At 59.5% G+C, this 19374-nt stretch carries 14 protein-coding genes; 7 read left to right on the forward strand and 7 right to left on the reverse strand.

Annotated features, from left to right (window positions below; all coding sequences use genetic code 11):
• Positions 1 to 24 precede the first annotated feature (24 nt).
• A complete protein-coding gene (locus NHU87_RS12270) occupies positions 25 to 2775 on the reverse strand; it encodes a response regulator (RefSeq protein WP_253548617.1) in 2751 nt (916 codons plus the stop codon).
• Positions 2776 to 3240: 465 nt separating this feature from the next.
• Between NHU87_RS12270 and cysM the strand changes: the two genes are divergently transcribed.
• The 6 genes from cysM to NHU87_RS12300 all read left to right on the forward strand — a co-directional run bounded on the left by cysM (position 3241) and on the right by NHU87_RS12300 (position 10540).
• Positions 3241 to 4143, forward strand: coding sequence for a cysteine synthase CysM (gene cysM, locus NHU87_RS12275; RefSeq protein ID WP_007899067.1), 903 nt, complete (start codon positions 3241 to 3243; stop codon positions 4141 to 4143).
• Positions 4143 to 5495, forward strand: a complete 1353-nt coding sequence (gene rlmD, locus NHU87_RS12280; RefSeq protein ID WP_253548619.1) for a 23S rRNA (uracil(1939)-C(5))-methyltransferase RlmD — start codon at positions 4143 to 4145, stop codon at positions 5493 to 5495. The genes cysM and rlmD overlap by 1 nt, the downstream gene beginning before the upstream one ends.
• Before the next feature lie 127 nt (positions 5496 to 5622).
• Positions 5623 to 7866: a GTP diphosphokinase gene (relA, locus tag NHU87_RS12285; protein WP_008074961.1), complete on the forward strand. Its 2244-nt coding sequence runs from the start codon at positions 5623 to 5625 to the stop codon at positions 7864 to 7866.
• Positions 7867 to 7988: 122 nt separating this feature from the next.
• Positions 7989 to 8822 carry a nucleoside triphosphate pyrophosphohydrolase gene (mazG, locus tag NHU87_RS12290; RefSeq protein ID WP_253548620.1) on the forward strand — a complete coding sequence of 278 codons (834 nt, stop codon included), beginning with the start codon at positions 7989 to 7991 and terminating at the stop codon, positions 8820 to 8822.
• A 28-nt stretch (positions 8823 to 8850) separates the two neighbouring features.
• Complete coding sequence (locus NHU87_RS12295) at positions 8851 to 9393, forward strand: DUF2058 domain-containing protein (RefSeq protein WP_253548622.1); 543 nt, start codon at positions 8851 to 8853, stop codon at positions 9391 to 9393.
• Positions 9394 to 9592: 199 nt separating this feature from the next.
• Positions 9593 to 10540: a hypothetical protein gene (locus NHU87_RS12300; protein WP_253548624.1), complete on the forward strand. Its 948-nt coding sequence runs from the start codon at positions 9593 to 9595 to the stop codon at positions 10538 to 10540.
• Positions 10541 to 10611: 71 nt separating this feature from the next.
• Here NHU87_RS12300 and NHU87_RS12305 read toward each other — a convergent pair whose 3' ends face one another.
• The 6 genes from NHU87_RS12305 to NHU87_RS12330 all read right to left on the reverse strand — a co-directional run bounded on the left by NHU87_RS12305 (position 10612) and on the right by NHU87_RS12330 (position 18131).
• The gene (locus NHU87_RS12305; protein WP_253548626.1) at positions 10612 to 10800 is read right to left on the reverse strand and encodes a hypothetical protein; all 189 of its coding nucleotides are present in this window, start codon (positions 10798 to 10800) and stop codon (positions 10612 to 10614) included.
• A gap of 379 nt (positions 10801 to 11179) precedes the next feature.
• The gene (gene fabB, locus NHU87_RS12310) at positions 11180 to 12400 is read right to left on the reverse strand and encodes a beta-ketoacyl-ACP synthase I (protein WP_253548628.1); all 1221 of its coding nucleotides are present in this window, start codon (positions 12398 to 12400) and stop codon (positions 11180 to 11182) included.
• A gap of 11 nt (positions 12401 to 12411) precedes the next feature.
• Positions 12412 to 12927 (reverse strand): 3-hydroxyacyl-[acyl-carrier-protein] dehydratase FabA, encoded by a 516-nt coding sequence (gene fabA / locus NHU87_RS12315; RefSeq protein ID WP_018926285.1) that lies wholly within the window; start codon positions 12925 to 12927, stop codon positions 12412 to 12414.
• Positions 12928 to 13175: 248 nt separating this feature from the next.
• Positions 13176 to 15077 carry an ATP-binding protein gene (locus NHU87_RS12320; protein WP_253548630.1) on the reverse strand — a complete coding sequence of 634 codons (1902 nt, stop codon included), beginning with the start codon at positions 15075 to 15077 and terminating at the stop codon, positions 13176 to 13178.
• Positions 15074 to 16006, reverse strand: a complete 933-nt coding sequence (locus NHU87_RS12325) for an ABC transporter substrate-binding protein (protein ID WP_253548632.1) — start codon at positions 16004 to 16006, stop codon at positions 15074 to 15076. Before NHU87_RS12325 ends, NHU87_RS12320 begins: the two co-directional genes overlap by 4 nt.
• A gap of 1 nt (position 16007) precedes the next feature.
• Positions 16008 to 18131 carry a TonB-dependent receptor plug domain-containing protein gene (locus NHU87_RS12330; RefSeq protein WP_253548634.1) on the reverse strand — a complete coding sequence of 708 codons (2124 nt, stop codon included), beginning with the start codon at positions 18129 to 18131 and terminating at the stop codon, positions 16008 to 16010.
• A 196-nt stretch (positions 18132 to 18327) separates the two neighbouring features.
• Between NHU87_RS12330 and NHU87_RS12335 the strand changes: the two genes are divergently transcribed.
• Positions 18328 to 19353: an NAD(P)H-dependent glycerol-3-phosphate dehydrogenase gene (locus NHU87_RS12335; protein ID WP_253548636.1), complete on the forward strand. Its 1026-nt coding sequence runs from the start codon at positions 18328 to 18330 to the stop codon at positions 19351 to 19353.
• The last annotated feature ends 21 nt before the right edge of the window (positions 19354 to 19374 follow it).

Consider the following 19374-nt stretch of genomic DNA (forward strand, 5'->3'; position numbering starts at 1 on the left):
GGTGCCCAGCGTTATTGCGCTGCATCAGGCATTGATGCGCGCCTGGGCGGCCAGGCGATTGATGGCTCGTTCGAGTTCTTCCAGCGCGCCAGGGGCTTTCGGGTCCTGTTGCTTGAGTAGGGTTTCACTGCGCTGGCAGGCGGCGCGCAGTTGCGGGACGCCGCAATAACGGGTCGCTCCATGCAGGCGATGGACCCGCTCGATCAGCGCATTCTGGTCATTGGCTTCACGGGCGACGCGGATGGCCTCGCGGTCGGCTTCCAGGGAAGCCAGGAGCATTGCCAGCATATCCGCCGCCAGATCGGCCTTGCCAGCCGCCAGGCGCAGGCCTTCGTCGTGATCGAGCACCTGCAAGTCATTACCATTGTTGCTCTCGCTGGAACGTTCCGGCCCCAGATTGCGCAATGCCAGGCCGGTCCATTTCAACACCACCTGCGCCAGTTGCCGTTCGCTGATGGGTTTGGTCAGGTAGTCATCCATGCCGCTTTGCAGCAATGCGCGTTTTTCGTTGGCCATTGCGTGGGCGGTGAGGGCAACGATCGGCAATGGCGTGCAATGCCGCTCGCTTTCCCACTGGCGAATGGCTTCGGTGCTTTGGCGTCCATCCATGCCGGGCATCTGCACGTCCATCAGCACCAAGTCGAAGGTCTCGTTCTGCACGGCCTTGACCGCGGCACAACCGCTTTCCACCGCGAGCACCTTGGCGCCCATGTCTTCGAGCAGGGTTTGCACCAGCAGCAGATTGGCCGGGTTGTCGTCGACGCAAAGGACCTTCGGCGCGCGGCTGGAAAGCGGTTCGCCGGGGTCGCTGCGCTGCTGGCGCGGGTTGACCATATCGGACAGGGCCCGACGCAGTTTGCGCGTGCAGGCCGGTTTGGACTGCAGCTGGCTGTGTGGGTTGGGCACCGAGAGGTGGAACAGCGTCAGTTCGGTGGTCGGGCACAGCACCAACACTCTGCAGCCCAGGTGTTCGAGGTCCCAGATATGCTGGTTGAGGCGCTCTGGCGGCATGTCGTTGCTGGTGATGCCGAGCACTGCCAGACCGATGGCCTGATCGGTCTGATGGGCGCTGGTCACGCCATTGGCCAGGCTTTCCAGGGTATTGAAGGGTGTGACTGCCAGGCCGCAGTCTTCCAGTTGATGCTGCAAGGCCTGACGGGCCAGCTCATGGTTTTCCAACACCGCCACCCGATTACCGAGCAAGGGGGGCCCGGGCAGGTCTTCGGCGTCGTCGCGGGTTTTGGGCAGGCTCAGGCTGATCCAGAATTCCGAGCCTTCACCCGGTGTGCTGTCGACGCCGATCTCGCCGCCCATCTGTTCGATCAGGCGTTTGGAAATCACCAGCCCCAGGCCGGTGCCGCCAGGTTGCCGGGACAGCGAGTTATCGGCCTGGCTGAAAGCCTGGAACAAGGCGCGCACGTCCTGATTCGACAGGCCAATGCCGGTGTCCTGAATACTGATGCGCAGTTGTACGCTGTCTTCATGCTCTTCTTCGAGCATGGCCCGGGCGACGATGGTGCCTTCGCGGGTGAACTTGATCGCGTTGCTCACAAGGTTGGTGAGAATCTGCTTGAGTCGCAGCGGATCGCCCACCAGCGACAAGGGCGTATCGCGATAAACCAGGCTCACCAGCTCAAGCTCTTTGGCGTGGGCTGCCGGGGCAAGGATGTTCAAGGTGTCTTGCAGCAGGTCGCGCAGGTTGAACGGAATATGATCGAGCACCAGTTTGCCGGCCTCGATTTTCGAGAAGTCGAGAATCTCGTTGATGATCCCCAGCAAGCTGTCGGCGGATTTTTCGATGGTGCCCAGGTAATCGAGCTGGCGCGGGGTCAATTCGCTTTTTTGCAGCAAATGGGTGAAGCCGAGAATGCCATTGAGCGGTGTGCGGATTTCATGGCTCATGTTGGCCAGGAACTCGGATTTGATCCGGCTCGCCTCTAGGGCCTCCTTGCGCGCAAGGTCCAGCTCTATGTTCTGGATCTCGATGGTTTCCAGGTTCTGACGCACGTCTTCGGTGGCCTGGTCGACGCTGTTTTGCAATTCTTCCTGAGCGTTCTGCAGGGTTCCGGCCATGCGGTTGATGCCGGACGCCAGTTCATCCAGCTCCTGGCTGCCGAGGGGCTGCAAGCGGGTTTCCAGATGACCGTCCTTGAGCTGTGCCACGGCTTGTTTGATCTGGCTCAGCGGCCGGTTGATGGTCCGGCCCATGCGCAACGCCAACAGCGCCGCACCGATCAGGCCTGCGCCGATCAGCAGCAGGCTGGCGAACAGACTGCGGTAACCGCGCAGCAACATGCCACTGTGTGACAGTTCGAGTTCGACCCAGCCCAGCAAGCGGTCGGCTTCATCGGGGATCAGGTCGCCGGCCAGGTTGCGATGTTTGCCGAATACCGGCAACAGGTAGCGCGTGGCGTCATTGCCACTGCGGCGCAGCAGCTGTGAACCGCTGCCCAACGGAGCCTGATTGAGCATGGTCGGGCCGGCATGGGCCAGCTGTGTGCGGTCGGGGGCGAGGAAAGTCACCGCGCGCACGTCGGTTTGTTCCAGGAACTGGGTGGCGATGCGTTCCAGCAGGTCGTTGTCTTTGCGACCCATGGCCGGGGCCACCAGCGGTGCCAGCTGTTCGGTAATCATTTCGCCGCGCTGCATGAGTTGGGATTGCAGATCCGATTGCTGCATCCAGGTGAAATAGCCGCCAAGAACCAGCGCCATCAGGGTGGTCGGCAACAGGGTCAGCAACAGCACGCGGCCTTTAATTCCCAGTTTCTTGAGCACGCATTTCTCCCGCATCCAGCTGTTTATTGACCTGCACATGCATCCGGCACGCGCCACCTGCGCAGTGTAGCGATTTGCATGCGGGCAATCTTCGTAAAATTGATGTCGTCATTCGTCGGCCAGTTCAGTGCTGACGCCTTCGCGGGCAAGCCCCAATGCCGGTCAGTTAAGCGCAATCCATGTGGGAGCGGGCTTGCTCGCGAAGACGGCGGCACAGTAAACATTGATGTTGCCTGACCCACCGCTTTCGCGAGCAAGCCCGCTCCCACAGGTAATGTGTGTCTGCCACCAATTACGTGATCAACTCCAAACCCTCTGGGAGCGGGCTTGCCCGCGATGGGCCTCACATTCAATACAAACCCACCCTTATTCCCATTCGCCATAAGCCCCTTACTTTGCGTGATATGGCCTGCGCACGTTTGCCGGTATGATAGGCGCCCCCGCAGTCTGGATTGCGAATACGCCATGACCTTGCAGTACCCAACCATCGCCGATTGCGTCGGCAACACTCCGCTGGTCCGTTTGCAGCGCCTGCCTGGCGCCACCAGCAATACCCTTTTGCTCAAGCTTGAAGGGAACAATCCAGCGGGTTCGGTCAAGGACCGTCCAGCGCTGTCGATGATCACTCGCGCCGAATTGCGCGGGCAGATCCATGCCGGCGACACGCTGATCGAAGCGACCTCGGGCAACACCGGGATCGCCCTGGCGATGGCTGCCGCGATCAAGGGTTACAAGATGATCCTGATCATGCCGGACAACTCCAGCGCCGAGCGTAAAGCCGCGATGACGGCCTATGGCGCCGAGCTGATTCTGGTCAGTCAGGAAGAAGGCATGGAAGGCGCTCGCGACCTCGCCCAGCGAATGGAAGCTGAAGGCCGCGGCAAGGTGCTGGATCAGTTCGCCAACGGGGACAACCCTGAAGCGCATTACACCACCACCGGTCCGGAAATCTGGCGTCAGACCGAAGGCACCATCACGCATTTTGTCAGCTCGATGGGCACCACCGGCACCATCATGGGCGTTTCGCGCTACTTGAAAGAGCAGAACGACAACGTGCAGATCATCGGGCTGCAACCGATGGAAGGCTCGGCGATTCCGGGCATCCGTCGCTGGCCGCAGGAATACCTGCCGAAGATCTACCAGGCCGAGCGCGTGGACCGGATCGTCGACATGGCGCAAAGCGAAGCGGAAGACGTGACCCGTCGTCTGGCGCGCGAAGAAGGCATCTTCTGCGGCGTGTCCTCGGGCGGTGCCGTGGCGGCGATGCTGCGTCTGTCCAAAGAAGTTGAAAACGCGGTGATCGTCGCGATCATTTGCGACCGTGGCGACCGTTACTTGTCGACCGGCATTTTCGACGCGCCCAACTGATGGCCAAGCAAGAGAGAGGCCTGCGCTTCCAGCCCACGGGCGGCAGCAAGGCCCCGCAAGTCCCGACCGGCAAAAAGCAGCGCTTGACCATCGAGCGCCTGGCCAATGACGGTCGCGGTATCGCGTTTTTCGAAGGTCGCACCTGGTTCGTCATCGGCGCATTGGCCGGTGAAGACATTGAGGCGCGGGTCTTGGGTGCCCACGGCAAAGTGGTCGAGGCACGCACCGAGCGCGTGTTCCAGGCCAGTGAATTACGCCGCCCGGCACCGTGCGCTCATGCCGGTCGTTGTGGCGGTTGCAGCGTGCAGCATTTGCCCCACAACGAACAGCTCGCCCTGAAACAGCGCATGCTCGCCGAGCAATTGTCGCGGGTTGCCGGTGTCGAACCTGAAGAGTGGGCAGCGCCGTTGAGCGGTCCGGAATTCGGCTACCGTCGTCGCGCCCGAGTGGCGGTGCGTTGGGACATGAAAGCGAAAAAACTCGAAGTCGGCTTCCGCGCTGCCGGTAGTCAGGACATCGTCGCCATCAACGAATGCCCGGTGCTGGTACAGCCCTTGCAACCGATCATGACCCGCTTGCCGGAGATGCTGCGGCGCTTGAGCAAACCTCAGGCACTGGGACATGTGGAGTTGTTCAGCGGTTCGTCATTGGCGGTATTGCTGCGGCACATGGCGCCGTTGTCCGAAGCCGACATGACCATCCTCAAGGAATTCTGCGCGTTCCATGAAGCCCAGTTGTGGCTGCATGGCGACGGCGAGCCGCAACCGGTCGAGGCCGATCAGTCGCTGGGCTATCGCCTTGAACAGTGGGACTTGAACCTGGCGTATCGGCCGGGAGATTTCATTCAGGTCAACGCCGGGGTCAACGAAGCGATGGTCGCCCAGGCGTTGGCATGGTTGGCGCCGAAATCTGATGAACGGGTTCTGGACCTGTTTTGTGGGTTGGGCAACTTTGCCTTGCCGCTGGCCAAAACCGTTCGCGAAGTGGTGGCGGTGGAGGGCGTGCAGGCGATGGTCGAGCGTGCCGCCGCAAATGCTGTCAGCAATAATCTGCATAACGTGAAGTTTTTTCAGGCCGATTTATCCCAGCCTTTGGCCGATGCTGAATGGGCCGATGAAGGCTTTTGTGCGGTACTCTTGGACCCACCTCGCGACGGTGCTTTCGAGGTGGTGCGCAAGCTGGCGTCCCTGGGCGCCAAACGATTGGTGTATGTGTCATGCAACCCGGCAACGCTGGCGCGCGACACAGTCGAATTGATCAAGCAGGGCTACCGGTTAAAACGTGCCGGGATTCTCGATATGTTTCCTCAGACGGCACATGTCGAGGCCATGGCGTTATTTGAAGCGAGCTAGGACGGCTCGTCTGGTCCGACTGACCCGCTCGTGCAAAGCGCATTCGTCTTAGCCCCGCGAGTGCACACGGGCAGCGAAGGTCAGCGATTTGACGCATTGAATCTGCGTCGTAGGGAAGGTAAGCAAGATGGTACAGGTGAGAGCACACCAGCCGATCAACACTGACGGCAGTATCAACCTCGAGGCTTGGCTCGATCATGCGGTCAGTGTCGATCTGGCACTGGATCGCGAAGCCTTGAAGGAAGCCTGCGAGTTCGCTCGCGAGGCCGAACAACAAGCCAATGCGGCGAAGAATCTGTGGTCCGAAGGGACCTCGAGTTTTCGCACGGGCCTTGAGATCGCCGAGATTCTCGCCGACCTCAAACTCGACCAGGACTCGTTGGTCGCAGCGGTGCTGTACCGCGGCGTGCGCGAAGGCCAGATCCAGTTGCCGGCGGTCAGCCAGCGCTTCGGTCCGGTGGTCGCCAAACTCATCGACGGCGTGTTGCGCATGGCGGCAATCAGCGCCAGCCTGAGCCCCCGTCAATCCCTGGTGCTGGGCACTCAAGGCCAGGTGGAAAACCTGCGCAAAATGCTCGTGGCCATGGTCGACGACGTGCGCGTCGCGCTGATCAAACTGGCCGAGCGCACCTGTGCGATCCGCGCGGTGAAAACCGCCGACGACGAGAAGCGCAACCGCGTCGCCCGTGAAGTCTTCGACATTTACGCGCCGCTCGCCCACCGCCTCGGCATCGGTCATATCAAGTGGGAACTGGAGGACTTGTCCTTCCGTTACCTTGAGCCCGACCAGTACAAGCAGATCGCCAAGTTGCTCCACGAGCGGCGGCTGGATCGCGAACGCTTTATCGCCGACGTCATGACCCAACTCAAAGACGAGTTGCAGGCCACCGGCGTCGATGCCGACATCAGCGGCCGTGCCAAACACATCTATTCGATCTGGCGCAAAATGCAGCGCAAGGGTCTGGAATTCAGCCAGATCTATGACGTGCGCGCGGTTCGCGTGCTGGTGCCGGAAATGCGCGACTGCTACACGGCGCTCGGCATTGTTCACACGCTGTGGCGGCACATCCCGAAAGAGTTCGACGACTACATCGCCAACCCGAAAGAGAACGGCTACCGCTCACTGCACACCGCGGTAATCGGCCCTGAAGGCAAGGTGCTGGAAGTGCAGATCCGCACCCATGCGATGCACGAAGAAGCCGAGCTGGGGGTTTGCGCCCACTGGAAATACAAAGGCACCGACGTCAAGTCCGGCTCGAACCACTACGAAGAGAAAATCTCCTGGCTGCGTCAGGTGCTCGAGTGGCACGAAGAGCTGGGTGATATTGGTGGCCTTGCCGAACAACTGCGGGTCGATATCGAGCCGGACCGGGTTTACATCTTTACCCCGGACGGTCACGCCATCGACTTGCCGAAGGGCGCGACACCGCTGGACTTTGCCTATCGCGTGCACACCGAAATCGGTCATAACTGCCGCGGCGCCAAGATCAACGGGCGGATCGTGCCGCTCAACTACAGCCTGCAAACCGGTGAACAGGTCGAGATCATCACCAGCAAGCACGGCACTCCGAGCCGCGACTGGCTGAACCCGAACCTGGGTTACATCACCACCTCGCGGGCGCGGGCGAAGATCGTTCACTGGTTCAAATTGCAGGCCCGCGATCAGAACGTCGCGGCCGGTAAAACCTTGCTCGAGCGCGAACTCAATCGCCTCGGCCTGCCGCAGGTGGACTTCGACAAGCTGGCCGAGAAGGCCAACATGAAGACCGCCGAGGACATGTTCGCCGCATTGGGTGCAGGCGATTTGCGTCTGGCGCAATTGGTGAACCTGGCGCAGCAACTGGTCGAGCCGGAACGCGGCAACGAACAGCTGGAACTGATCCCACGTAAAGCCACCGGCTACAAACCGGGCAAGCGCGGCGACATTCAGATCCAGGGAGTGGGCAACCTGATGACCCAGATGGCCGGCTGCTGCCAGCCGTTGCCGGGGGACGCGATCGTCGGTTACATCACCCAGGGCCGTGGCGTGAGCATTCACCGTCAGGATTGCGCCTCGGTGCTGCAACTGGCCGGACGCGAGCCAGAGCGGATCATCCAGGTCAGTTGGGGGCCGGTGCCGGTGCTCACCTATCCGGTGGACATCATCATCCGCGCCTACGACCGTTCCGGTCTGTTGCGTGACGTGTCGCAGGTGCTGCTCAACGAGCGGATCAACGTGCTGGCGGTCAACACCCGTTCGAACAAAGAGGACAACACGGCGTTGATGTCCCTGACCATCGAGATTCCGGGGCTGGATGCGTTGGGACGGTTGCTGGGGCGGATTTCCCAGTTGCCGAACATCATCGAAACCCGGCGTAACCGCACACCGTGAGAGACCTGCACGGAAATTGATGGTGACTGTAGGAGCGAGGCTTGCCCGCGAAGGCGGCATACCTGAAACACCGCCTTCGCGGGCAAGCCTCGCTCCTACAGGTATGTAGAGATTGATAAAAGATGTATTCACTTGAAGATCTGTTGCACCTGATGAACCGCCTGCGCGACCCGCAATACGGCTGCCCGTGGGACATCAAGCAAACCTACGCGACCATCGTCCCGCACACCCTGGAAGAGGCCTACGAAGTCGCCGACACCATCGAGCGCGGGGACTTCGATCATTTGCAGGGGGAGTTGGGCGACTTGTTGTTCCAGGTGGTTTATTACAGCCAACTGGCCCGGGAAGAAGGGCGCTTCGAATTCGATGGCGTGGTCGACAGCATCACGCGCAAGCTGATCCGCCGTCATCCTCACGTGTTCCCCACCGGTGATCTGTATGCGCAGCTGGACATCCCGCGTCTGAATGAAGAGCAGGTCAAACAACGCTGGGAAGAGATCAAGGCTGAAGAACGCGCCGAGAAGTCTTCGGCGCCGCAGCAGTTGTCCTTGCTCGACGACGTGCCTGCCGCGTTGCCAGCGCTGTCCCGTTCGGCAAAACTGCAGAAGCGCGCGGGGCAGGTCGGTTTCGACTGGCCGGACGCCTTGCCGGTGCTCGACAAGGTTCGCGAAGAGCTCGATGAAATACTCGAAGCCATGGCCGACAATGACCCCGCAGCGATTGCCGATGAAGTCGGCGACCTGCTGTTTTCCGTGGTCAATCTGGCACGGCATCTCAAGGTCGATCCGGAAACCGCACTGCGCGGCGCGAACTCAAAGTTTGAAAGACGCTTCCGATTTATCGAACAGGCATTGCGCGACACCCACCGTCCCATAGAAGATTGCACCCTAGAAGAGTTGGACGCCTTGTGGGGCGAAGCCAAACGTCAGGAAAAGAATTTGCCCAGCTGCGGTTGAGCAGTTGCCTAAGTGAGAAATAAGCACCATGAGCATTTCCCTTCGCGACCAGTTGCTCAAAGCAGGGCTGGTCAATCAAAAGCAGGCCAAACAGGTCGGCAAAGAGAAGCAGAAGCAGCAACGTCTGGCCCACAAAGGTCAGATCGAACTCGATGACTCCCAGCAGCGTGCCGCTCAGGAAGCCATGGCCGAGAAGGTCAAGCGCGACCAGGAGCTGAACCGCCAGCAGCAAGAGAAGGCCGAAGCGAAGGCCCGCGCCGCCCAGGTCAAGCAATTGATCGAAGTCTCGCGCCTGCCCAAGCTGACCACCGAGGACTACTACAACTTCGTCGACGACAAGAAGGTCAAGCGCATCTCCGTCAATACGCTGATGCGCAACAAACTAAGCAGCGGCTCGCTGGCGATCGTGCATTACGCCGGCGGTTACGAAGTAATCCCTCGTGAAGCGGCGCTGAAGATTCAGGAGCGCGATCCACAGCGCATCGTGCAGCTGAATGTGCAGACGGAAGAAGTCAGCGTCGAAGACGATCCGTACGCGGCTTATCAGATTCCTGATGATCTGATGTGGTAATGAAGTTCAGACACATCAACTAAAGTATTGCTCAAGTAATGCATTGAACCCGAAAGAGCGTATCGCTACGATCTTTCGGGTTTTCTTTGTTCGGAAAATTAATTGCGCTTGTTTGGCTCGGTGGTCGGTAGTTAGCCGAATGCGTGTTTTTTTGTCTCGGGAGAATGAATTTTAATTAGATCACTTAGGGATATTAATAATGGATATCAACATAGCTTCTTTGCGTCAGCCTATGTTTACCTCAAATTTTTCGAATGTGCGCGCGCCCCATCAATCCATCACCGATTATGTAACCAGCGAGCTGGATATCCGCGTCGCTGAGACACGCCGGAAAATCGAGATCGCGGCGCGGGCGTCACGTGAGATCTGTCCGGGCGCGGAGTGCCTGTTCTTTACCCTTCCAGAGTTTTTCTGGAACGTCCCGTGGCGCGAAATCGACAGCGAAGAAGAGCTTCACGAACTGACTACCGCTTACCTGGAGAAAGTCCCCGTCTACGTGAAATCGCTGATGGTCGATTTGCCCGTTGAAGAGTACGGCAAGATAGTTTTGCTGGCCGGAAGTTGTGCGACGCTGATTAAAGTCGGGGAGGGCGAAGTCAGTTACTACGATGTTATAAATTACTTACTGGCGATGACTAATAAAGAGTACGAAGTCCATACGCCGCTCATGTCGATGTGGCCGAAACGGTATGTGTCGAGTGTCGATTTTGGAGAGCATGCAGCTGCGGAAAACGAATACTTGACGTTCAAGTTATTCGATGAGGTTCTGATAAAAGTTAAGAGTCTCAGCAGTGTACAGGCAGAGCATAGTTGTTTTGGTGGTTACGGGACAAAGTTTGTGAACAGTCTGGTACCCGGTTGTCCGTTTGGCATCAATCTGTGTCTCGATTACATCGCGCAGAAAGACGGTGAGCGTGATAGCGAAATCGAACTCGTGGATGCGAAAATCGACTTTCTGATTGCGAGCGGCATGCATTTCAACTACTTCAAGCGTCACTCATCCTCCATCCAGTTTTCCATCAGGAATGACAGCATGGGCAGTGGTGAGTGCGAGGTTGCAAGACTTGAGAACGGCGATATCGTCGAAATTGTCCCGTCGCAAGTCATTGACGAGAATCTTTATTTGACGACAATCCCTATCGCCTGAGAACGCAACGAATGGCTACAGCCTGCTTGTGGCGGTTCAAGCAGGCTGGGGCTCGGCGGCTGGAATATGTCTCAGGCGTTAGCGGCCTCGCGCTTGTGCTCCTGCAGCTCCAGCTCGACCCTGTAATTTTGGGCGTCAGTCTCGGAGTGAAACATCCCAACCAGCATGTCCTGCTGATGTACATCCCAGATGCGGATACCGGCGGCGATGCCTTCGTGGGACATATGTGAATCGTCGCGTTCAGTTACTTTTACAGTCATCTGCTAGCTCCAATCTCTGTTATCTGCAGCAAGGCGTGTGCAGGCCTTTGTTATATATTTTGTTAGCTGGCTAAGTAAACGACAGAGTTCGGCAACCCATTTTTGTCAGAATTAGCAAAAGTCCTGCAGCCCGCGAAATACGCGGCATTCGGTCGCAGGCCCTAAAGTTTCATGACAAAGGTTTCATGTTCATGAGGGCGAAATCGCGGACTGAACACAATACCCGTAGGAGCCAGGCTTGCCGGCGAAGGCGTCCTTGAGTACGCCTTCGCCGGCAAGCCTGGCTCCTACGAAAAGCGATCCCCGGAGCCAATTTGCAGGCAAAAAAAACGCCCCGAACCAGTCGGGGCGTTTTTATTTGAAGCGAAGCGGCGGGGTATTACTCACCCTGCCAGCGCTTCAGCACCAGCGTAGCGTTGGTGCCACCGAAACCGAAGCTGTTGCTCATCACGGTGTTGATGGTGGCGTCTTCACGAGTCTTGGTCAGGATCGGCATGTCTGCCACTTCCGGGTCCAGTTCGTCGATGTTGGCGGAACCCGCCATGAAGTTGCCTTCCATCATCAGCAGGCAGTAGATCGCTTCGTGAACGCCGGCAGCGCCCAGGGAGTGACCCGACAGGCTCTTGGTGGAGCTGATGGCCGGGGCCTTGTCGCCGAACACTTCACGCACACCTTTCATTTCCATGACGTCGCCGACCGGAGTCGAAGTGCCGTGGGTGTTCAGGTAGTCGATCGGTGTGTCGACGGTGGACATGGCCATCTGCATGCAGCGGATGGCGCCTTCGCCGCTTGGGGCGACCATGTCGTAGCCGTCGGAGGTCGCGCCGTAGCCAACGATTTCCGCGTAGATCTTCGCGCCGCGGGCCAGAGCGTGTTCCAGCTCTTCGACCACGACCATGCCGCCACCGCCGGCGATGACGAAACCGTCACGCTTGGCGTCGTAGGCACGGGAAGCTTTTTCCGGGGTTTCGTTGTACTGGCTGGACAATGCGCCCATGGCGTCGAACAGGAACGATTGGCTCCAATGCTCTTCTTCACCGCCGCCGGCGAACACGATGTCCTGTTTGCCCAACTGGATCTGCTCCACAGCGTTACCGATGCAGTGAGCACTGGTGGCGCAGGCGGAAGAGATCGAGTAGTTCACGCCCTTGATCTTGAACGGCGTGGCCAGGCAAGCCGAAACGGTGCTGCCCATGGTCCGCGTGACGCGGTACGGGCCTACGCGTTTGACGCCTTTCTCGCGCAGGATGTCCAGCGCTTCCATCTGGTTCAAGGTCGACGCGCCACCGGAGCCGGCGATCAGGCCGGTACGAACGTTGGAAACCTGTTCTTCGGTCAGGCCGGAGTCTGCGATGGCATCTTTCATGGCCAGATAGGCGTAAGCCGCCGCGTGGCCGACGAAGCGAAAGATCTTGCGATCGATCAGCTCTTCGAGGGGAAGGTCAATGGAGCCGGAAACCTGGCTACGCAGACCCATTTCGGCATATTCCGGGTTGAACCGGATGCCAGGGCGGCTTGCACGCAGGTTAGCGGAGACGGTCTCTTTGTCATTGCCCAGGCACGAAACGATGCCCAGACCAGTGATAACGACGCGGCGCATGCGGATAACCCTTAGAAGTTGTCAGTGGAGGTGAAAACGCCGACCCGAAGGCCTTCGGCGGTGTAGATTTCGCGGCCGTCGACGGTCACCGAACCATCGGCAATGGCCATGTTCAGCTTGCCTTTGAGGACGCGTTTGATATGGATGTTATAGGTGACTTTCTTGGCAGTCGGCAGTACCTGGCCAAAGAATTTCACTTCGCCCGAACCCAGGGCGCGACCGCGGCCCGGCAGACCTTGCCAGCCGAGGAAGAAACCGACCAGTTGCCACATGGCATCGAGGCCCAGGCAGCCCGGCATCACCGGATCACCTTCGAAATGGCAGGCGAAAAACCACAGGTCCGGAGTGATATCCAGCTCGGCGACCAATTCACCTTTGCCGTACTTGCCACCTTCTTCGCTGATCAGGGTAATGCGATCGACCATCAGCATGTTCGGGGCGGGCAGTTGCGCGTTACCTGGGCCGAACAGCTCACCGCGACTGCAGCGCAGCAGGTCTTCCCGAGTAAAGGCGTTTTGTTTGGTCATGCGAGCTCCTCAATAGTCCATGCGGCAGGGTGGGGGCGAATCTTCCCGGCCGATCGAAGCGTTCATGCCTCGAGTCAGCAGCCTACTCATAGACTATTGCGTTGTGGTGAAAGTCACAGCACCAAGGACATGAATGTACACTTGTGCACTGAAATTATTATTCAAGCCCCTTTTCGGGCCTGTTCGGGTGCCTAAGACTGCCGCACTTTCGTCGTTCACGCCAGTCGCAGATAGCCGAAAGGCCTGTACTACTGCACCCATCGTTGCAGAATTTGCTGCAGATCAGTGCGTTTGAAGGGCTTGGCCAGGTAATCGTTCATTCCCGCTGATAAACAGGCTTCACGGTCGCCCTGCAAGGCATTGGCCGTCAGGGCGATGATCGGCACGTCAGCGCAGCCGGGTAATCGGCGAATCTGTCGGGTGGCCTCGTAGCCGTCGATGACCGGCAGTCGGCAGTCCATCAGAATCGCTTCAAAAATCATGCTCTCGGCACTACGCACTGCTTGTGCACCATCGGTGACGACGCTGACAGTAAAGCCCAGACTGCGCAACATTGCTTCAACAACGGTGCGGTTGACCGGGTTGTCCTCCACCAACAGCACATTGCGACCTTCGCCGTGGTCATTACCGGTATGTCCTCGTGGTGTCAGCACCGGCAATGGCTGCATATACAGCGCCAAAGGGATTTCCAGGGTAAACGCCGAGCCTACGCCTTCTTCGCTCTGCGCGCGCAAGGTGCCGCCCATCCGCTCGGCCAGGGTGCGGGCAATCGGCAGCCCCAGTCCGGTGCCGCCGTAACGTCTTGAAATAGAACTGTCGGCCTGCTGAAACGCGTTGAACATCAACTCCAGGCTTTCGGCCGGGATGCCGATTCCGCTGTCGCGTACGGTGCAGGTGAACCACAGCAGTTCGTGATCCAGGGACTGCCACTGCGGTTCGATCGTAACGCGGCCCCGTTCGGTGAATTTCAGAGCGTTGCCGACCAGGTTGACCAGAATCTGCCGAATCCGCGTCGGATCCCCCTGAACCTGCAGGGCACGCATGTCCACGGGGATGCGCAGTTGCAGGTCGAGCCCGCGTTGCACCGCGCTGTGCTGGAACGACTGGGCGCAACTGCTGATCAGGTCCGCGAGGTTGAATGGAATGTGCTCCAGCTCCAGTTCCGAACGCTCGATGCGCGAGAAATCGAGAATGTCGTTGATCACTTTGAGCAGGTGTTCGGTGGATTCCGAGGCCAGCGCCGCGTACTCGCTCTGCTCCTCGGTCATCTCGGTGGTTTCCAGCAATTGCAGCATGCCCAGCACGCCATTCATCGGTGTGCGCAGTTCGTGACTCATCATCGCCAGGAAATCGGATTTGGCGTTGTTGGCCTTTTCCGCTTCTTCGCGGGTCTGGATCAATTGCGCCATGGCCTGATGCTGTTCGCGACTGGCTCGTTCAAGACCTTGGGCGAGGTTGTTGATGTGCTGCGACAGGGCGCCCAGTTCAGTGTCGTCGACAATCGGCAGGGGCGTTTTGTAGTCGCCTTCCTGGATCGCCTTGACCGCATTGCCGATGTCGTGGATCGGTTTCGACAGGCTGCCGGCCAGGCGCCGAGCCAGCAGAAACGTAAACAGCAGAGCGAACAAGGCCAGGATCGCGGCCTTGAAGAGGATTTCCTGCTGGCGCTGGTTGAAGGCGTCATTGGACAGGCCGACGATCACCCGGCCCAGATAATCCTCGCCCGGCGCACTGGCGACGGTACGACTGTTCTGGAAAAAGTCATTGTTGAGCGCGATGCGTTGCAGGCGCACCGGTGCCTGGAACACTTCGACCTGATGCGAGCGGTTGTGCGCTTCCGACGGTTGCTCGACATAGACCAGAATCCGGTTGGTGCTGTCCTGCACTTCCAGAAAGCGCACATTGGGCGTGGCCAGGGTGGCCTTGAGCAAGCTTTCGAGTACCTCGTTATTGCCCGAAATCACGCCGTATTCGGTGGCCGGCGCCAGTTGGTTGGCGATCAACTGACCAGTGTGATTGAGCTCCTGGCGCAGGTCCTGGATTCGCACGAAGGTGAAAAAACTGATCAGCAGCAACGTCAGCAGCAAGGCCGGGCCGAGGCTGATGATCTGGGTGCGGGTATTGATGTCCCAACCGCGACGGAAGGTCATGGGCGGCGTTCTCCTTCGGCCAGCTGTGTTGCGACAGAGGCTTCATTCATCGATTCGATACTTAATGAACGAGCCACTTGCGGGTTGCTCAAGACCTTGAAGTGTTGCGGATAAAGTGCGCGTGGCCAGGTGTTCGAGGGGCGGTCGAGCAGTTCGTCGAGAATCTTCAGCCAATCGCTCTGGTCGCTGTAAGTGCTGGCCAGGCTGCCGGCCCTGACGAAGGCTGCGTTGGGACCGATCAGCGCCAATTGCCGCGCATAGCTGCTGAGCAGCAGGTTTTTCACGGTTTTGGGGTTGTACAGATCAGGGTCGTCCAGGCCCAGCAGCACATCACTGTTTTTCAGCAGGGCCTGCAAGGGGCGGCTGTCATGGGTGTTGTCCCAACGCTCGGTGACCACTTCAAGGCCCAGGGGCAGGGCGGCCTGACGCAGTTCTTTCAACAGGAATTCGCTGTGTCTGTCGAAAAGCACGCCGATCCGCCGGGCCTCAGGCAGCAGCAGTCGGGTCAAGCGCAATTGTCGCTCCAGCGGCGGATCGCTCCAGAGCAAGCTCAGGTGTGGGGGCAGGTCATTGCCCAAGCGTTGTCGGGCTTGCAAGCGACTGATGCGCAGCACCAGCGTCGCCGGGCCTTGGGCGCCTTGCAGGCGCCAGTCGAGGCTGGGCAAGTCGAGCAGAACCAGGCGGGTGTCGACGGGCAGTTGGCCTGGCGCCGGCAGGCTGGCGACAGGCTGGAAGCGCACAGTGTCGGTGGGGCGCAACTCGCTGAGGGCTTGAACGAAAGACTGCACGCCGGGATTGTCCTCGGCGCCGGTCAACAGAATGTCGGCGGCCCGTGCCGGCAGATTGCACAGTAGCCCGGTAAACACCAGGCACAACCCGGCCAGCAGGCGGCCAAGGGTTGGCGTCTTTGGTGACGGGCGATTCTGCATCTTAGAACTCCAGCTCCGCGCTGAAGTAGAGCACCCGGCGTTCGTCGTAGTTGTTGTCGACGAAGGTGGTGGGCTGATTGTCGAAGCGTTGCTGGAGGACCCCGGCCAGTTCCAGATTGGCCTTGCCCAAACCGATGCGTTTGGCGATGCGCGTGTCGAGCCGTTCGAAGCGGTAACCGTTGAGTGCGTCGGCGCCATAGTAGAAGAGCGCGCTGTTCCAGCCGTGGCCCCAGTTGCGTAGCCAACCGGCGGAGCCGCTGTTGCGCGCCGTCTGCTGTGCATCCAGCGGATTGCTCGCCTCGGCATCGACATAGGCATAGGTCAGGCGCAAGCGGTCGGCGCTGCTGACGCGCCAATCCAGCTGGGTTTCAGTCCCGCTGAAGCGCGAGCTGTTCGAGTTGCTGGCAATGTATTGGTTGTTGCGCAGCGGTTCGCTGATCATGCCGGTGATTTCGTCATGGAACAGCTTCACGTCGACTGCCAGCCCCCACTCTGCGAAGTAGCCGTTGTAGCCCAACTCCCGAGAGCGCATGCGTTCCTGTTCGAGGTCGCCGGGGCCACGGGTCTTGACGAAATAACGGGCGCTGGACTGGCCATAGGCACTGGGCCTCAGGTTGGTCACCTGATAACTCCAGTTGACGTTGTTCTCGAACATGTCCGGCGAGCGGATAGCTTCCGAATACACCGCGCGCAAGCCGTGGCGCGGGTTGATCAGGTAATTGACCGCCACTCGCGGGGTCAGCGAGTTGCCGGTCAATTGCGTGTCTTCGTACATCGCCCCGCCCTGCAGCAACCAGTGTTCGGTGGCGCGCCACTCGAGTTGGCCGAACGCCCGCCAAGTGGTGTCGTCGAGCGTGCCATTGAAGTAGGTCTCGGAATTGGCCCGGTCGTAACGATAGTTCATGCCGCTGACCAGCCGCAGGCTGTCGGACAGGCTGAGGGTGTCTTGCAGTTCGAGGTCGTAGCGCGATTCCCGGGCGCTCTGGTCAATGTCGCCGCAGAGGGTTTGCCGGGCGCCGTTTTGCCATTGCCTGAGTACCTGATTGCCCAGCGCACGTTCCGCCTCGGTCCCTGCCGGTGCGCCCGAACTGGTGTAGCGGTCCATGTTGCGCGCCAGGCGTTCGGTGTAATTCGGATTGAGTTGCCAGAGCTCGGTCAGTTCCGGGCTGAACGAGATCTCGGCATCGCAGGCACGCCAAGTCTGCTGACGATCCCAGTGTTGCGCCGAGCCTTGAATGTAAAGGCTGTGATTGGGATTGATGTCCAGATTCCAGCGCAGCGAGCCGGCATAGTCCTTGGCGATGACGTCGGAATTGTCCCCGGCATCGGTAATCCCTGAGAACACCGGACGGTAGGTATAGGGCCGCTGGTTGGTCCCGTCCTTGGCATTCAGTTGCCAGTCGATGCTCTGGTTTTCATTGAGCGTCTGGCTGACGGCGAGGCTGAAGCGGTTCAAGCGACGACTGTCGCGGTAATCGGCGCCGGTGCGGTCCGAGTCAAAGCCATCGTCTTGCTGGCCGGACAGCGACAGGCGCAAGTCGCCGCTGTCCCAACCCATGCCTTGGCTGGCATAGAAATCATTGATACCGCGCTGGCCACGGGTGACTTTCAGTCGCGTGCCGTGGCTGTCGGCCGGTTTGCGAGTGATGATGTTGACCACCGCCATCAGCGCGTTGGCGCCATAGCTGACGGTGTTCGGGCCACGGAAAACCTCGATGCGCTCAATGTCTTCCATGGCCACCGGAATATCACTCCAGTCCACCGTGGCCAGGCCTGCGCGGTACACCGAGCGACCGTCGATCAGCACTTGCATGCGCCGCGCTTCGCTGGCGTTGGTGCCGTGGTAATTCACCGCCCCCTGATTGCCGCTGATATTACCGACCATCATCCCCGGCACCAGCCGCAACAACTCGCTGATATCCCGCGCGCCGCTGGCATTGATCAGTTCGCTGTCGATCACTGTCATGCTGCCCGGCACGGCCGCAGGGGACTGCTTCAGGCGGGTCGCCGTCAGCACTTGCGGCAACGGATCGTTGTCGAGGAACAGGTCGTCGGCCAGCAATGGCGAGCTGAAAATCAGCACCAGTACCAGCGGCGAGCGAGGATAGGGAAAGCCAAAAGACACGGCACGGCCTTGATAGCGATTAGTTGGCGCGCATGTTAACCGAGCGCAAATACTTTTCCAGTCACGTTGTGGGCATTTTCCTCGGTTTTCTTGGTCTTCTTCCTACAAGTGTCGGTAATTGACGCTGGGGCTGGCTGCAACCGGGCCGCTCCGTATAATGCCGGCATCGCCACTGGTATGGATTAACGGATTGCATATGACTGAACAGCGCCCAATTGCGGTCCTGGGAGGCGGAAGTTTTGGTACCGCCGTGGCTAATCTGTTGGCCGAGAATGGGCATCAGGTCCGGCTGTGGATGCGCGACCCCGAACAGGCCGAGGCCATTCGGGTCAATCGTGAGAACCCGCGTTACCTCAAAGGCATCAAGATTCTTCCGGCGGTTGAGGCGGTCACGGACCTGCAAGCCACCCTGGAGGCCTGCGATCTGTGCTTCGTCGCGCTACCCTCCAGCGCGCTGCGCTCGGTCCTGGTCCCTCACGCCGAGCGTTTGAGCGGCAAACTGCTGGTGAGCCTGACCAAAGGGATCGAAGCCCATACGTTCAAGCTGATGAGCGAAATTCTCGAAGAGATCGCCCCGCAAGCGCGCATCGGCGTGCTGTCGGGCCCGAATCTGGCCCGTGAAATCGCCGAACACGCGCTGACCGCTACAGTGGTCGCCAGCGAAGACGAAGAGCTTTGCCAAAGGGTTCAGGAAGCGCTGCATGGTCGGACCTTTCGCGTGTACGCCAGCGCCGATCGCTTTGGCGTAGAGCTGGGCGGAGCCCTGAAAAACGTCTACGCCATTATCGCCGGCATGGCGGTGGCGTTGGGCATGGGTGAAAACACCAAGAGCATGCTGATCACCCGGGCACTGGCGGAAATGACTCGCTTCGCGGTGAATCAGGGCGCCAACCCGATGACTTTCCTCGGCCTGGCGGGTGTCGGCGATCTGATCGTCACCTGTTCGTCGCCGAAAAGCCGCAACTATCAGGTCGGATTTGCCCTCGGCCAGGGCTTGAGCCTGGAAGACGCGGTGACGCGTCTGGGCGAAGTCGCTGAAGGTGTGAACACCCTTAAGGTGCTCAAGGCCAAGGCTTCGGATGCGGGCGTGTATATGCCGCTGGTCGCCGGATTGCATGCGATTCTGTTCGAAGGGCGCACGCTTGATCAGGTGATCGCACTGCTGATGCGCGGCGAGCCGAAAACCGACGTCGACTTTATTTCCACCAGCGGTTTCAACTGAACCCTCTACTTAATAGGAACG

It is taken from the genome of Pseudomonas mandelii, assembly GCF_024138395.1.
Lineage (GTDB): Bacteria > Pseudomonadota > Gammaproteobacteria > Pseudomonadales > Pseudomonadaceae > Aquipseudomonas > Aquipseudomonas mandelii_E.